Source organism: Aeromicrobium sp., assembly GCF_037719875.1.
In the GTDB taxonomy this organism is placed as follows: Bacteria; Actinomycetota; Actinomycetes; order Propionibacteriales; family Nocardioidaceae; genus Aeromicrobium.
In genome coordinates, this window is the sequence record NZ_JBBJMJ010000013.1 from 35,708 (window position 1) to 50,621 (window position 14,914).

15 protein-coding genes are annotated in these 14,914 nt (G+C 64.2%); 9 read left to right on the forward strand and 6 right to left on the reverse strand.

The genetic code is table 11. The features are described from left to right. Positions 1-2: 2 nt before the first annotated feature. Positions 3-596: a CBS domain-containing protein gene (locus WKF39_RS12335; RefSeq protein ID WP_340388807.1), complete on the forward strand. Its 594-nt coding sequence runs from the start codon at positions 3-5 to the stop codon at positions 594-596. 40 nt (positions 597-636) lie between these two features. Then, on the forward strand, positions 637-849 hold the full coding sequence (locus WKF39_RS12340; RefSeq protein WP_340388809.1) for a cupin domain-containing protein: 213 nt from the start codon (positions 637-639) through the stop codon (positions 847-849). Positions 850-1,135: 286 nt separating this feature from the next. Here WKF39_RS12340 and WKF39_RS12345 read toward each other — a convergent pair whose 3' ends face one another. From WKF39_RS12345 to WKF39_RS12355, 3 genes are read right to left on the reverse strand one after another with little or no spacing between them, the layout of a single operon-like run. After that, the gene (locus WKF39_RS12345; RefSeq protein ID WP_340388811.1) at positions 1,136-2,332 is read right to left on the reverse strand and encodes an FAD-dependent oxidoreductase; all 1,197 of its coding nucleotides are present in this window, start codon (positions 2,330-2,332) and stop codon (positions 1,136-1,138) included. Next, complete coding sequence (locus WKF39_RS12350) at positions 2,329-3,717, reverse strand: cytochrome P450 (protein ID WP_340388813.1); 1,389 nt, start codon at positions 3,715-3,717, stop codon at positions 2,329-2,331. The genes WKF39_RS12345 and WKF39_RS12350 overlap by 4 nt, the downstream gene beginning before the upstream one ends. A 22-nt stretch (positions 3,718-3,739) precedes the next feature. Next, positions 3,740-4,060 carry a 2Fe-2S iron-sulfur cluster-binding protein gene (locus WKF39_RS12355; RefSeq protein ID WP_340388814.1) on the reverse strand — a complete coding sequence of 107 codons (321 nt, stop codon included), beginning with the start codon at positions 4,058-4,060 and terminating at the stop codon, positions 3,740-3,742. Positions 4,061-4,184: 124 nt separating this feature from the next. On the opposite strand from WKF39_RS12355, the gene WKF39_RS12360 reads away from it, so the two are divergent. From WKF39_RS12360 to WKF39_RS12380, 5 genes are all read left to right on the forward strand, one after another. After that, the gene (locus WKF39_RS12360) at positions 4,185-5,195 is read left to right on the forward strand and encodes a helix-turn-helix transcriptional regulator (RefSeq protein ID WP_340388816.1); all 1,011 of its coding nucleotides are present in this window, start codon (positions 4,185-4,187) and stop codon (positions 5,193-5,195) included. Between the two features lie 56 nt (positions 5,196-5,251). Further along, entirely contained in the window at positions 5,252-5,872 is a 621-nt protein-coding gene (locus WKF39_RS12365; RefSeq protein WP_340388818.1) for a TetR family transcriptional regulator, read from the forward strand. Between the two features lie 277 nt (positions 5,873-6,149). After that, positions 6,150-7,679 (forward strand): aldehyde dehydrogenase family protein, encoded by a 1,530-nt coding sequence (locus tag WKF39_RS12370; RefSeq protein ID WP_340388820.1) that lies wholly within the window; start codon positions 6,150-6,152, stop codon positions 7,677-7,679. After that, positions 7,676-8,512: an SDR family oxidoreductase gene (locus WKF39_RS12375; RefSeq protein WP_340388822.1), complete on the forward strand. Its 837-nt coding sequence runs from the start codon at positions 7,676-7,678 to the stop codon at positions 8,510-8,512. The genes WKF39_RS12370 and WKF39_RS12375 overlap by 4 nt, the downstream gene beginning before the upstream one ends. Positions 8,513-9,543: 1,031 nt before the next feature. After that, positions 9,544-10,323, forward strand: a complete 780-nt coding sequence (locus tag WKF39_RS12380; protein WP_340388824.1) for an SDR family NAD(P)-dependent oxidoreductase — start codon at positions 9,544-9,546, stop codon at positions 10,321-10,323. A gap of 56 nt (positions 10,324-10,379) precedes the next feature. Here WKF39_RS12380 and WKF39_RS12385 read toward each other — a convergent pair whose 3' ends face one another. Further along, entirely contained in the window at positions 10,380-10,817 is a 438-nt protein-coding gene (locus tag WKF39_RS12385) for an alpha/beta hydrolase (protein WP_340388826.1), read from the reverse strand. A gap of 315 nt (positions 10,818-11,132) precedes the next feature. After that, entirely contained in the window at positions 11,133-12,581 is a 1,449-nt protein-coding gene (locus tag WKF39_RS12390) for a plasmid pRiA4b ORF-3 family protein (RefSeq protein WP_340388828.1), read from the reverse strand. Between the two features lie 127 nt (positions 12,582-12,708). On the opposite strand from WKF39_RS12390, the gene WKF39_RS12395 reads away from it, so the two are divergent. Together WKF39_RS12395 and WKF39_RS12400 are read left to right on the forward strand one after the other, a co-directional pair. Next, entirely contained in the window at positions 12,709-12,936 is a 228-nt protein-coding gene (locus tag WKF39_RS12395; RefSeq protein WP_340388830.1) for an Arc family DNA-binding protein, read from the forward strand. 31 nt (positions 12,937-12,967) lie between these two features. Continuing rightward, a complete protein-coding gene (locus tag WKF39_RS12400; RefSeq protein ID WP_340388832.1) occupies positions 12,968-13,387 on the forward strand; it encodes a type II toxin-antitoxin system VapC family toxin in 420 nt (139 codons plus the stop codon). A gap of 136 nt (positions 13,388-13,523) precedes the next feature. On the opposite strand, the gene WKF39_RS12405 is transcribed toward WKF39_RS12400, so the two are convergent. Next, positions 13,524-14,759, reverse strand: coding sequence for an IS256 family transposase (locus WKF39_RS12405; RefSeq protein WP_340388834.1), 1,236 nt, complete (start codon positions 14,757-14,759; stop codon positions 13,524-13,526). Between the last annotated feature and the right edge of the window lie 155 nt (positions 14,760-14,914).

Below are 14,914 nucleotides of genomic sequence, written 5' to 3' on the forward strand. Positions count from 1 at the left end.
TCATGCTCCGGCAGCCGAAGACCTTGTCCGCCGACGTTTCGATCGGCGAAGCGCGTGCAGCGTTCAGCGACGATCACATGCACATGGTGCTGCTGACCGAAGGCAGAGCTCTCGTCGGAACTCTGACGCGGAGCGATCTTCCACAGGCTGACGACCTGGACCCGGCACTGAATTGGTCCAAGCTGGTGGGCAGGACTGTCTCACCAGATGCTTCGACAGTTGCCGTGCACGCCCTCCTGATGGACCAAGGAGTTCGGCGCGTAGCAGTGGTCGCAGTCGACGGATCCTTGCTCGGCCTGGTGTGCCTCAAGCAACGTCGAACGGGATTCTGCTCCGACGTCGACATCGAGTCGCGATCCCCAAGCCATCACGGCAAGACCTCTCAGCTGGCCGGCGACGTTCTTCATATTCTCCAAGGACCAAAGTCTCTGGCCCAGGTGGCGGATGCAAACGAGAGTGGACAGTTCCGGATGCCGACACGGCGATCTGGCAGGCGAATCGATGAAAGGGCCACGCGTGCAGAAGAAATCGCTGACAGCCATGATGAGGCACCAGCTGGAGATTGCCCAGGGAGCGGCGAGCGGTCGGAGCGCTGAAACGATCCATGGCGGACACGAACACGTTCTCCGACAGACCATGATCGCCCTGCGTGCGGGCACGCAGCTGAGCGAGCATGAGAATCCCGGCGAAGCAACGATCCAAGTTCTCATGGGTCGGGTCACTTTGTCCTCGGGGGACGTCGAATGGAACGGATCACCCGGGGACCTGCTGCTTGTTCCCGACGCCCGCCACGCACTCGATGCTGTCGAGGACTCCGTGGTCCTGTTGACGGTTGCCAAACGTCTCTGAGCGTGCAGTCCGCCATTGCAGTTGCGGATCGACGTTGGCGGAGAGTCACGACTCGCTCGGGCACTTGTGGTCGCACCCAAGGCAGTTAAGTCTCCGACCCTGATTCAGCGCAGGCGTCTGAGCCGCACATGCCGGAAGATTGAAGCTGGTGAAGAGCAGTGCCGACTCGTCGTCTCCGATCCCAGTAGAGATTCGAGAGGTCGCCATCTACTGGCCGAACTGACCGACCTGTCGCGACCTCGGTTGACACACAGACCACCTTCGTCACGGCCGTGCACTCGCCAAGTCAGTTGGCAGTAACCAGCTCAGACCGCTCGAACGGCGTTCGTTGAGCAATGACCCGCTTGCAGAACATGAAGTCGCGTGGCCTGTTGACGCAGTCTGCGGCGATCAGCTCACCACATCGGAGGTAGAAGCAGCTGAAGTCACGGTCTTGTTCGGGATCCCCGCTCAGCACGACTTCGTCATAACCTGTGTTAAGACCGGCGATCTGGAGCTTGAGATCGTACTGGTCTGACCAGAACCACGGGAGCGCCGATACTTCCTTGGACTTGCCGCAGATGGTCGCGGCGGCCACCTTCGCCTGCTCGCCAGCGCTGGGGACGGACTCCAGGCGAACACTCGTGCCATAACGGGTCACTTCCTGGCGCGTGCAGTCACCGGCGGACACGATCTCCGGGTCGCTGGTGCGCGCGCCTGAGTCGATGAGCACCCCGTCGTCTACCATCAGGCCTGCTGCAGCCGCGAGTTCCGTGTTCGGCTCCACGCCGATGCCGATGATGACCAGGTCAGCGGGGATGGATTCGCCGCCGGCCAGGACCACCTCGCGGACTGTGCCTTCGCCGGTCAAGGCTTCGACCATGGCGCCGGTGCGGATCTCGACTCCCTCACTTTGGTGGATCCGGGTGAAGAACGCTGACACGTCAGGTGCGGTGACCCGTTCTAGAACCCGCTCGGCTGCCTCGAGCACGACCACGTCCACGCCCAGAGCGGTCAACGAGGCCGCTGTTTCCAACCCGATGTAGCCGCCGCCGACGATCACCGCTCGCCGTCCCGGGGTCGCGGCAGCTCTGATCAATTCGACGTCTGCGGCTGTGCGTAAGTAGTAGACCTCGCGAAGTTTGGCTCCCGGGACGGCAAGCTGGCGGGGACGGGCCCCGGTGCACAGAGCAAGTTTGTCGTACCGCAACGCTTCGCCGGTACTCAGACGAAGGTTCCCTGCCAAGCGGTCGATCTCCTCCACCTTCGCGTCCCGCAGGACGATTCCCTGCTTGGCGTAGAACTCCGCGCTGCGGATCACGATCTGGTCGAGCGCACTCTTGCCGGACAGGTACGCCTTCGACAGCGGGGGACGCTGGTAGGGCAGGACCGATTCGTCACCGACGAGCACGATCTCGCCGACCCACCCTTCGCTCCGCAGGCTGGCCGCGAGCTGGACCCCCGCGTGGCTGGCACCGACGACGACCGCGCGTTGGGAGCTCATGCGCCGGGCTTCGGCGTGAGACGCACCATCATCTTGCTGATTCCCCTCACGAAGTTCGACTGCACGTACTCGGGCTCGCCGACGACCTCGATGTCCTCGAAGCGCGTCAGCAGTTCCTCCCAGAGGATCCGCAGCTGCAGCTCGGCCAATCGGTTGCCCATGCAACGGTGGACACCGAAGCCGAAGGACACGTGGTTCCGTGCATTCTTCCGGTCGATGATCAGCTCGTCGGGCCGCTCGAACTGGCGCTCGTCGCGGTTGCCCGAGGCGTACCACATCACCACCTTGTCGCCCTTGCGGATGAACTGCCCGTTCAGCACGGTGTCAGCAGTGGCGATCCGACGCATGTAGGACAGCGGCGTCTGCCACCGGATGACCTCCGAGACCATGTTCGGGATCAGCTCGGGATGGGCCTTCAACTTCTCGAACTCATCCGGGTACTGGTTGAACGCGAGGACACCGCCGCTCATCGAGTTCCGGGTGGTGTCGTTGCCGCCGACGATCAGGAGCAACAGGTTGCCGATGAACTCCATCGGGCGGTCGATCAGGTCTTTCGTGTGCTCGCTGCTCTGCAGCATCGTGATGAGGTCGAAGCCAGGCTCCTCCCCGGCGGAGTTCCGGGCGGCCTTGTCGTGCCAGAGGGAACCAAGCTCCCGCACCATGTCGCGCATCCCGAGGAACACCTCGTCGTTGTCGGACGGACCACCGTTGGCCTGCTCCATCGAGGACGCGAGGTCGGACCACTCGACGAGTTTGCGGCGCTGCTCGAACGGGAAGTCGAGCAGGGTCGCGAGCATGCGCGCGGTCAGTTCGACCGAGACGCGCTCCACCCAGTCGAACGTCTCGCCCACGGGGAGGTCGTCCAGAACCTCTCGGACGCGTTCCCTGATGAGCCCCTCCATCTCGCGCAGGTTCTTCGGTGCGACCACCCCCTGGACGGCCCGCCGCTGCAGGTCGTGCCGTGGCGGGTCCATCGCGATGAACATCTCGATGTCGAGGAACCGGGGCGCAGTCCCGATGACGATGAGCGGCTCCGCGGAGAAGAGCTCGTGGTCCTTGTCGACGGCGACGATGTCGGCGTACCGGGTGACCGACCAGAACGGCCCGAACGGGCTGGTGGGCTGGTAGTGGACCGGGGCCTCGTCACGCAGGCGCGCGAAGTAGGACTTCCATCGGCCCTGCCGGTAGAGGAACGGGTTACTGACGTCGATGTCAGCGAGTCCTACGTCCTCCACCGGGGGGATGTGCTGCTCGACGAACAGCTTCTGCCCGTTCGTGCGGGTCACCCACCGGCGGGACTTGTCGTAGAGGTGCGCCCCCTGGATCAGCCGTTCCATCGGGATGGCCGCCTGGGCCTTGGCGGTGATGGCATCAGGAATCTTCATCGCGTCTACCGGTCTCTCGTCGTCACAGCTGGAATTCAGGCAGCCGGACGGTGAGTCCGTCCCACGCGGCAGATACCGCCATCTGGCACGAGAGCCTCGACGTCGGTTCGCGCTCCGGGTTCATCGCGAGCATCTGTTCCTCGACCGACCCGGAGAGGCCGACCTGCTCGGACCACTGCGGGTCGACGACGACGTGGCAGGTGCCGCACGCGGCTTCACCCCCACAGTCGCCATCGATGCCGGGCACCACGTTGTTGGTGGCGACCTGCATCAGCGACTGTCCTTCTTCCATAGGCGCTTCGTACTCCTCGCCGTCGTGCGAGACAAATGTGACTACTGACATATCCAACTCCTGATGCAGTGACCTGAGCGTGAGAACGTGACTCAACTCTTGTCGCCGGTGAGCAGTGTGGCTATGGTTGCCCGAGTCAACATGTTGTGAATTCGGCTCAGCGAAGACAGGTGCAGTGAACATCAGTACCGCGGGCGTGCCCCCGCTCACGTTCGTGCAGCTGCTCGAGAGCGAGGCACTCGACCCATGTGCCATCGCGCGGTTCCGCAGCATCATGGCCCGCGAACGGACCGACGAGGCCACGATGATCCGGCTCGACGCCCAGGCGCCTCTGCGGTGGTTCGGGGAGGTCTACCCCGAGCTCGACACCGCCCAGGCGGTCCAGCTCGGGCAAGCGTGGGCAGAACACGCCCAGTTGACGTCCTTCGGCCAGCTGAGCCTCCCGTTGGTCAGCGCCGGGTCGGTAGCCGAGATCGTGGAGCTGCTCACCTATCTCCCGTTGATCTCGACAGCTCTCAGTCCGCAGTTTCATCCAAGCGAAGTCGGCCTCACTATCGGTTTGACCGGACACACAGGCGATCCGGATCTGGACTGTCTCGTCGTCACCTACGGCGGCGCGACTTTGCTACGGCTGCTTGAGTTGCTCGCCGGTGATATGTCTCCCGTCACACTGCACACAAATTGGCCAGCGCCCACTTCCGGACCCCCCGATGAGGAGCTGCCTGCCGGGCGCCTGGTCTTCGATGCACCCATGGCCTTTCTACATATTCCGGCTGCGACCCTCACCGAGGTCTGCCGATTCTCCGATCCCACCTCGTATCGCCTGGCGATTGCCGATCTGCAGCAAACCCTTGAACACCGCAGCGGGATCCAGTCGTTCTCATGGAACGTGAAACGGCTGTTGGACGAGGGCCCCGGACTGAGAAGTAGCCAGTCGGTCGCCGACGAGCTGTCCGTCTCCGCCAGCACTCTCAAGAGGCGCCTCGGCGAGGACGGGACCACTTTTCGCGAGTTGCGCGAGTCGTCGCTGCGTGAGCGCGCGATGCTGCGGCTCGTCGACCGGTCGATGTCAGTGAGCCAGATCGCCACCGACCTCGGCTACGGCGACCTCACCAACTTCTCCCACGCGTTCAAGCGATGGACCGGCCAGTCGCCGAGCCAGTTCCGGCACGTGCAACGGACCTGACGCTCGGACAACTTCTGGACACTGTCGCAGCCGCGACAGCGCGATACGATTTGCCGATGACGACGTCGCTGAGGGACTCCTTCCGAGCGCACCTGCGGCAACAGGCGTTGGAGTTCGCATTTCAAGAAGCCGTCGAAAAAGGGTGGGACAAGGTCCGCGTTGGACACATCGCGACGTCGATCGGTGTCCCCCGCGCCATGCTGTACACGGAGTTCGGCGACAAGCAGGGGCTGGGCGAGGCACTCGTCCTCAACGAGGCCGACCGCTTCCTGGCCGGCATCAGCGACGTCCTCGGCCAGTACCGCGAGGATGCCGCCGGAGGGATCCAGGCATCGGTCCGCTACACGCTCGCCGAAGCGGAGGACAGCCCCCTACTGCGGGCGGTGCTCGTGTCGCCCCGGGACCCCGCTCCTGGTTCAGCCTCCGGGATGCTGCCACTGATCACCACCTCGTCGAGGCTGCTCCACGTCGCGAGCCACACCTTGGCGGCCTGGATCCACGAGCAGTTCCCCGAGCTGGACAGCGCTGACGTGCTGGACGCAACAGATGCCCTCGTCCGCCTCACCGTCAGCCACCTGGCCCTCCCCGGTGCCGACGCTGACGACACCGGCCGACGGATCACCGAGGTGGCCTTGCGGTACCTCGGTCTCCGCGGTCACGTGCCCGGTCAGGACTAAGGTCAAGGCACCTCGTCGGCGCTCGACGCGTCCGGCGCCGAGCCGGGCAGACGCCTTCCACCGCTCAGGGACGAGGTTCTATCAAAATGGCAGAATTGTCGCGCTATTGACAAAATGACCCATTTTGTTTGACGATGCTCATACCGGTTCACTGTCGCCATCCTGTCGTGGGCCACGGCCCGCACCGAACGTGGAAGCACCGCGGGCCGATGGTCGGTCACCTTTGGGCCGCCAGCCGACCACGTGATGCGCAGCCCCGACCTCGACAGGAGAACCGATGAGCACCATGCCCACCGTCAGCACCCTGGAGGTCAGGAGCCCGTCGGACGGCCGACTGGTCCGGACTGTCCCTGTGGACAATCGCGAGGACGTCAACCGCGTCGCGGCAGAACTGCGCAGCGCCCAGGTCGCGTGGGCAGAGGCCGGCCCCCAAGAGCGGGCACGTTGGCTGCGCCGGTGGCGGGGCTGGATCCTGGCTCACACCGACGAGCTCACCGAGCTGCTCCAGGCCGAGACGGGCAAGGTACGACCCGACGCAGTGGTGGAGACGACGGCCTCGTGCGAGTTCATCACCTACTACGCAGACCACGCCGCGGAGTTCCTCGCCGACGAGAAGGTCCGGCCCTCGGGCCTGCTGAGTGTCCCGAAGCGGCTCTCGAAGAGCTACCACCCGTACCCGCTCGTCGGCCTGGTCACGCCGTGGAACTTCCCGATCACCCTGTTCCTCATGGACGCCGCACCCGCGTTGGCCGCAGGGTGCGCGGTCCTTGCGAAGTCCTCAGAGGAGACGCCGCTGACGTGTGCGCGGGTCGTCGAAGGCTGGCGGGAGATCGGTGCTCCGAACGTCCTGGCCCATGTCGTGGGCGCGGGCGACACCGGTGCCTCGCTGGTCGATGTTGCTGACTACGTGCAATTCACCGGCTCAACGGCGACGGGGCGCGCCGTTGCGGTGCGTTGCGCCGAACAGTTGAAGCCCGTGAGCCTGGAGCTGGGCGGCAAGGACCCTGCCATCGTGCTCGAGGACGCTGACCTCAGTCGCGCCGTGCAAGGTATCGCGTGGGGCGGCCTGTTCAACGCAGGTCAGGTGTGTATCTCCGTCGAGCGGGTCTACGTGGTTTCTGAGGTCTACGACGAGTTTGTCGCCCAATTGACCAAGCGAGTGCAAACACTGACCAACGGCACGGCGCCGGGCGACGACGTCGGCGCGATGGTGACCGCACGACAGGTCGAGATCACCAACCGACACGTCAGCGAGGCGGTGGCGGCAGGCGCTCAGGTCACGACCGGCGGCGCCCGGGGTGCGGTCGGGAACTTCTTCGCCCCAACCGTCCTGGTCGACGTAGACCACACGATGGCGTGCATGACCGACGAGACGTTCGGTCCCACGATTCCCGTCATGCGGGTCGCTGACGAAGTCGAGGCTATTCGCCTGTCAAATGACTCCCCTTACGGATTGTCGGCGACGGTGTGGACCCGTGATCACGCACGGGGCCAGCGAATCGCCCGCCACCTGCAGGCGGGTGCGGTGAACATCAATGATGTCTTCAGCAACCTCTTCGCCACATCATTGCCCCACAGCGGTTGGAAGGCCTCGGGGATCGGGTCCCGACTGGGAGGCGCCTACGGGATGCACAAGTACTGCCGCGTCCAGGCTGTCACCGAGCCGCGAGTCCCCGTTCTGACAAGAGAAATTACGTGGTACCCGTACTCCACCCGGCGTACGGCCATCGCCGAGACGGTATTGCGCGCGGTCGCCGGTCGCGGCTTACGTCAGCGCCTCGGACTTATCAAGGAGTACCGCACATGAGAATTCGCACCAGATCAACCACTGCCAAGACAGTGGCAATCACCGGCGGAGCCCGAGGCATCGGCTACCGGACTGCAGAGGAACTGATCCGACGAGGCCACCGCGTAGCCATCGGCGACATCGACGAGGCACGCGTCAAGCAAGCCGCTGACGAGCTCGGGATCACGGTAGTCACGCGTCTCGACGTCACCGACCCCGATTCCTTCAAGCAGTTCCTCGACATGGTCGAGACCGAACTCGGCCCACTCGACGTGCTCGTCAACAACGCCGGGGTCATGCCCACCAGCAGGACCCATGAAGAGGACGACGACGTGACTCGTCGGCAGGTCGAGATCAACCTCCTCGGAGTGATCTTCGGGACCAAGTTCGCCCTGCAACGAATGCTGCCACGGCGTTCCGGGCACATCATCAACACGGCGTCGTTGGCCGGGGAGCTTGCCGTCCCGGGTCTCGCGACCTACTGCGGCACCAAGTTCGCCGTGATCGGGTTTACCGAGTCCGCCCGCCAGGAGTACCGCAAGTCCGGCGTTCACCTGTCGACCGTCCGGCCCACGTTCACCAACACCGAGCTCGTGGCCGGCACGTCCGGAGCCAAGGGGCTGCGCAACGCAGAGCCAGAAGAGATCGCTCGCGCAACAGCCAATTTGATCGAGAACCCCCGTCCTTTTGTCCGCGTTACGCGGGTAGCTGGTGGCGTGGTAGCCGCTACGAAGTTTGTTCCCAGGCGACTGGCTTCCGGGCTCGGCGCAGCGCTCGGTGCGGACTCGGTGTTTCTCGAGGACGTCGACACGGCGGCCCGCCAGGCCTACCTCGACCGAGTCCGTAAGAGTTGACCCGCGCGATCTCTGTGCCGGCCGCCGATTTGTTCGTCACCGCGCTCACCATCAGCGAAATCGAACGGGGGGGGGGCATCTCCAAGGAGCGATCCGACCCCCTTCAAGGCGCGATCCTGCGCCGATGGTTCGACGGTCAAGTGTTGACCGCCTGCGCTGATCGGGTCCTGCCGTTCGATCTTCCGGGTAACCGAGCATGCGCCGCTCGACGACGCCCTCATCGCGGCGATCACTCAGTCTGCTGACACGACCGTGGCCACGCGCAACACCCAACACTTCGAACCACCGGGTGTCGCGTGCCTCGACCCGCGGGCCTTCGACGGTTAGGCGCTGCCGCTACGCCGGAGCACGACAGTCTTGAGAGGTCGCCATCTACTCGCCACAAACATCCGTGGATCTTCCGAGCCGATCCGATAGACTTGGCAGCATCAAGTCACGAGATTCCCAGTTGTTCCAAGGGAATCCTAGTTTTCCGAAGTCTGACGCAACGGCGAAAGGGCCCCTGATCACTCGAGGGGGTCGCAGGTTCAAATCCTGTCAGCCCGACCGTGTGATCTCGCAAGAGATAGGCAAGTCCCGAACCTGCAGAAGTGGGTTCGGGACTTTTTCTATTTTCGGGGTTGGTAGTCGCGTTCTGGGTCGACGATGAGTTCCCGTAGTAGCTCGCCGGTGACGGCATTCACGCTGCGGACTTCGAAGTCTTGGACCAGCAGGATGATGTGGGTTCAAGCGTGGGTCGTCCGACGCCGATGTGGTGGAGTTTGCCGTTGACGCGCAGCGTCACGGCACCGGTTTTGTCGATGTGGTCGTGACGGATCCGGTCGTGTGTGTCGGGGTCCCTCGAGTTGCCGGGCGGCGCTTTGGGCTTGGTGTCGAACAAGACGGTCGGAGTCGCCTAGTGCGGCAACGGTCGGTGGGGTCGGCGGTGGTTGTATTGACCGGCCGTGGTTCGGTTGTCGGAGCTTCATGAGCTCATGGCAACCGTTGGCTCGGATCATCATTGAGTTGAGATATTGAAAGGGGAGTCCAACGTGGCAAACACTGAATTGGACGGACGTGTCGTGGCGGTCACCGGGAGCGCCAGAGGAATCGGTCTGGCCGTCGCGACCAGTTGCGTGGCCGCCGGTATGCGCGTGGTCATCGGAGACCTCGACGCGCGGGCTGTGGACGACGTGGCCAAGCAGCTGGGGCCGAATGCCGTAGGTGTGGTCGTCGATGTGAGCGACGAGGACTCCTTCGCGTCATTTCTGGATGCTGCGGAGGATCACTTCGGCTCACTGGACGTGCTGATCAACAACGCTGGGGTGTTACGGATGGGCCCACTGGCGGAGGCGACAGCCGACGATGTCCGGCTACAGCTTGATGTCAATGTGCGTGGAGTTGTCACGGGGACACGGCTGGCCATGCAGCGGTTCATCGCCCGGGGCGAAGGTCACATCGTCAACATGGCATCGAGTGCCTCGATGGTCGCGGCGCCGAACGGCGCGGTCTATTCCGCCAGCAAGCACGCCGTTCTCGGCCTCACCCGAGCAGTTCGCGGTGAATTGCGAGGCACCGCTGTGCGGACCACCATCGTCATGCCGGGCGTGATCCGCACCGAGATGACGCAGGAGTTCGCCCCAGCCCTCGGGGTTCGTGTAGTGGACCCGGAGGCGGTGGCCGAAGCGATCCTTTCCGCGCTGCGTAAGGGCACGCCGGAGGTGTACGTGCCCAAGGAGGTCGGACTGCAGGGACGCCTTTTCACGGTGCTTCCGGCGCGCGCTTCCGACGCAATGAAGCGTTTGGCCCGTGTCGATCGAGTGATGCATTGACGGCGGGTCCTTTAGCGCCTGGCGGGCCAGGCCCCGCCAGACATCGGCTGACTGGTTCATACAGACGAGATGAGGTCGTCGAGGAGTCGGTGAACGTGTTCGGGTGCCTCAACTTGGATCATGTGGCCTACTGCTGGGAGCTCGATGTATGTCGATTCGGGGATGGCGCCCGCCAACGCGCGACCGCCGCGGACTGATGCCAGCCGGTCGCGCCGACCGCTGACGATGGTCGTCGAAATCAAAGACAGCGCTCCGGCACCGGTTTCCAAGTCGCATCCGAAAGCGGTGAGGGCGTAGGCACCGAGAGTTTGGACGGATGTCTCATCGAGGTGAAGCGGATCCAGGGATTCGTGGCAGAAAAGTCCTGGGACGACTACAGCAACGACCTCCTGCTCCGATTGGGTGTTGAGCGACAGTTTGAGATTGCTGGCGAAGCGATGACCGCACTTCGGCGAATCGACCCAGAAACGGCCGACCGCGTGCCGAACCTTCACAAGGTCGTCGGCATGAGGACATCCTCATCCACGGGTACGCGGAGGTGAACGACCTCACCGTCTGGCGCATTGCCACTGAGAGCCTGAACGAACTGGTTGGACCAGTTAACAATCTGCTCGATGAGGCAGGACCGCCGGGACTGGCCACCTGACCAGACCGCCGCCACGCCGCATCGACGTGTTGGCGGTCGACAAGCAGTGGACCGATGAGGCTGATGCACTGGGCGCGCAGATCATGGCCCGGCGTTCGCCCACGGTGTGTCTATGTGGCCGATTTCTCCGAGTGCTTCCCGTGGATCGGGATCATTGTCGCCCTCAGCGTCCGCGGATCACCCGGCGACTGGTTGCTGCGACGGCCAGGTCGGTGCCTGTTACCCGCCACCCGGCACGGGTCGCGCCGGCCAGGGTTTCCAGCACGGTCAGCGTGGTGCTGTGAGCGGTCGGCGGTGAGTAGGAGTCTCGGCTGGTTCGCCAACCAATGTCGAACAGTAGGTCGCTGATCATCGCGTGCCAGTCTTCGGCCGGTGCTCCGCTGGCGGCAACGGCCAGTGCCATCCAGCCGGACTGGCGATCGAAGTCCTTGGTGCCGAGGGGGAGTCGCCCCACGATGTGCTGCAGCAATGCTTGCGGGTCCTGGCAAGCGCGAGCACCAGCGGCGCTCGGGTTGAGGCGGCCCTTGCGGACCGTCACCAGTCCAAGGGCTCGCGCTGATTCACGGGCAGCGGCGACAGGGGGCGTCAAGTCCTCCCGGTTGGCCTTGCCGATCCACCACCCGGTGACACCGGCGTCCACGGCGAACCGCTCAACCGCCGTGGGTGGCAAGTAGCCTGCAGACGTCAAAGCCACACCGTCGCCGACAACCTCCAGGAGCAGACGGTAGGTCTCGGTCAGGCGGTCGGCCTCGTCATCCGACACGTCGGTCGGCCAGTGCGAGAGCGGCCGGCTGAGCACCTCGCGCAGGCCCTGGCTGCCCCGTTGCGCGAGCAGATGCGCGAGTTCGCCGGTGACTGCGCCCGGCTCGGCCAAAGCCAACGGCAGCGCGCTGTTCACCTCGTCCACGTCAAAATGGTCCGGATGCCAATCCATCGGCGCCCACTCACGGGCGTGGGCGGCGTCGTCAAAGTTTTCTGGGAGCAGGGTGTCGTCGTACCCGCTGCGAACCCATGCCGCCAGCTCCTCAAATCCGCCGATGCCACCACAGTCCTCCGGCGGGCAGGCCATCCTGCCCGCGAGGCAGCGCACCGTCGCAGGCGGTTCGTCCAGCACCTCTTCGACCTTCAATAGGTGTTCCCAGCCGTCACCGAAGTCGTACTCGTACCAGAGACTGTCGCCGTCGCCGGCAAGGAGTTGGTCGAGACGGACGTCGTCCTCGAGCAGGCCGTCCTCGCCTTCCTCAATGTCAAAGGTGGTCACGAAGTACGGCGCCCGGACGTCGCTGCCGGTGCGGAAGCGGTGCAGGTGGCTGTCGGTCCATCCCATCGCGGCTTGAATCACGTCATGCACCTGAGGGAGTGTCAGGTCGCCGGGCAGGTCGAGTCGTCGCCACACCGGAGGCTTCGCGTGGAGTAGGTCAAGACGCACCCGGAACCCTCGAACGTCGGCCGGCGGTGGGCGGAGAGTGGGTGCCTGGTCGGTGTGCAGCTTCTCAAAAATGCTGGAGACCTGCCCGCTGAGCAGGCCATCGAGAAGCGCGCGGCCCTCCTCGGGCGTCGCTCCGGCCAGCAACTGCTTGACGAGGGCTTCTACAACGGATGGCTGATTCACGACACCAAGTCAACCAGCCTCCCGTGGCAGTCGCCGGATGGGTCAGCACGGCGTCCAGAGGCAAGTCTGACCGTTCCGCATCCTGGGTCATAGTGATATCGTTGATGTGATATCGGAGGTGATCATCGTGGAACAAATCCTGATCCGCAATCTTCCTGCAGGAACCAAAGCAGCGCTCAAGGCCCGGGCCGAGCAGCATCGCCGCTCGGTCGAGGCAGAGGCGCGCGAGATCCTTGCCGACGCGCTGGAACGTGAGCCCCTCACCTTGGTGGACCTATTGGCGAGCGACGAGGGCGCGGACATCGACTTCGAGCCCGAGCGGTTGGGAATGACCGTCCGCACTCCCGACCTGTGAGCTGGGCGGCGAGCGAATGGTCCGGGGCACCGTGAGGTTCGTACTGGACACCAATGTCGTGTCCGCTCTTCGGGTACGAGGCCGCAACCCTCTGGTCGAAGCCTGGGCGATCTCCATCCCGATCACCGATCAGTTCGTCACCGCCCTCACCATCAGCGAAATCGAACGCGGCGTCATCTCCAAAGAACGATCCGACCACGCTCAAGGCGCGATCCTTCGCCGATGGTTCGACGGTCAGGTCTTGCCCGCCTTCGCAGATCGGGTCCTGCCGTTCGATCTTCCGGCCGCCCGGGTGCTCGCCGGCTACCGGGTCCCAGAGCATGCGCCACTCGACGACGCCCTCATCGCGGCGATCGCTCAATCTGCCGACATGACCGTGGCCACACGCAACATCCGACACTTCGAACCACTTGGTGTCGCGTGCTTCGACCCGTGGGCCTTCGACGGATAGGCGCTGCCGCTACGCCGGAGCACGACAGTCTTGAGAGGTCGCCATCTACTCGCCACAAACATTCGTGGATCTTCCGAGGGTCACGTCCCGCTGAGTGGTGGAGTTTTTCGACACCGTGCGGGTCAGCTGGTTCAGTTTATGCCGCAGTGATCTCGGGCATGACGTTCACCTCCTCGATCGGGTTGTTCATGGCGGCGAGCTCGGCCATGGAGGCTTCGGAGAAGTAGCGCCGGTCGGCGGCTTCCCACTCGTCGTGCTGCTCGACCAGAACAGCGCCAGCCAGGCGGAGTAGGGCTGCGGAGTTGGGGAAGACGCCGACGACGTCGGTGCGGCGTTTGATCTCCTTGTTGACCCGCTCGAGTGGGTTCGTCGACCAGATCTGGCGCCAGTGCTTGATCGGGAACCCGGTGAACGCGAGCAGGTCATCCTTGGCATCGTCGAGCATGACCGCGACCTTCGGATGAGACCGCTGCAGCATCCTGGCGACCTCGTCGAACTGGTTCCGGACGTGCTCTTTGTCGGGCTGGGCGAAGATCGTGCGGATGATCGAGGCGACCATGTCCTGGGTGCCCTTGGGGACCACAGACAGCACGTTGCGCATGAAATGGACCCGGCACCGCTGCCATGCTGTTCCCTGCAGGACCGTGCCGATCGCGGCCTTCAGTCCGGTGTGGGCATCCGACATGACCAGTTGGACCCCGCCCAGCCCGCGGGTCTTCAGGGAGCGGAGGAACTCGGTCCAGAAGACCTCGTTCTCGGTGTCACCGACGTCGAACCCGAGGACTTCACGGCGCCCGTCAGCAGCGACACCGACCGCGACGACGACCGCTTGGGACACGACCCGATGGTTCACTCGGGCCTTGCAGTAGGTCGCGTCGAGGAACACGTAGGGGAAGCCCATGGCCGAGAGGTCGCGACCGGTGAACGCTCCGACTTCGAGGTCGAGGTCGGCACAAATCCGGGAGACTTCGGATTTGGAGATTCCGGTGTCAGCGCCGAGTGCTTTGACGAGGTCGTCGACCTTGCGGGTTGAGACACCATGCAAGTAGGCCTCCATGACGACCGCGAACAACGCTTTGTCGACCCGGCGCCGGCGTTCCAACAGCGACGGGAAGAAACTGCCTCGCCGCAGCTTCGGGATCCTCAACTCCAGGTCCCCGGCCGTGGTCGACAACGTCCGGGGCCGGGTGCCGTTGCGCATGGTCGTGCGGTCGTCGGTGCGTTCATACTTGCCGGCGCCGATCACGTTCTCGGCTTCGGCGTCGATCAGCTCCTGATAGAGCGTCTCGGTGACCGACCGGATCCGATCGGAGACATCGGTGAGTTTGAGTTGGGCCAGCAGATCAAGCAGGGCAGACTGGTCAAGAGCCATCGTGTGTTGTGTCCTTAATGTGAGTAACTTTGAACGGTTCTCACTGACCATCGCACGATGGCTCACTACGTCGACGGAACGACGCTCATAAGCCAGGAACTACACCACTCGGTGGGACGCAACCTCTTCCGAGCCGACCCGATAGACTTGGCAGC

Coding starts and splice junctions, on each gene's coding strand:
- WKF39_RS12370 (WP_340388820.1), top strand. CDS start 6,150: ATGAGCACCATGCCCACCGTCAGCACCCTGGAGGTCAGGAGCCCGTCG.
- WKF39_RS12335 (WP_340388807.1), top strand. CDS start 3: ATGCTCCGGCAGCCGAAGACCTTGTCCGCCGACGTTTCGATCGGCGAA.
- WKF39_RS12405 (WP_340388834.1), bottom strand. CDS start 14,759: ATGGCTCTTGACCAGTCTGCCCTGCTTGATCTGCTGGCCCAACTCAAA.
- WKF39_RS12355 (WP_340388814.1), bottom strand. CDS start 4,060: ATGTCAGTAGTCACATTTGTCTCGCACGACGGCGAGGAGTACGAAGCG.
- WKF39_RS12350 (WP_340388813.1), bottom strand. CDS start 3,717: ATGAAGATTCCTGATGCCATCACCGCCAAGGCCCAGGCGGCCATCCCG.
- WKF39_RS12365 (WP_340388818.1), top strand. CDS start 5,252: ATGACGACGTCGCTGAGGGACTCCTTCCGAGCGCACCTGCGGCAACAG.
- WKF39_RS12340 (WP_340388809.1), top strand. CDS start 637: ATGATCGCCCTGCGTGCGGGCACGCAGCTGAGCGAGCATGAGAATCCC.
- WKF39_RS12375 (WP_340388822.1), top strand. CDS start 7,676: ATGAGAATTCGCACCAGATCAACCACTGCCAAGACAGTGGCAATCACC.
- WKF39_RS12345 (WP_340388811.1), bottom strand. CDS start 2,332: ATGAGCTCCCAACGCGCGGTCGTCGTCGGTGCCAGCCACGCGGGGGTC.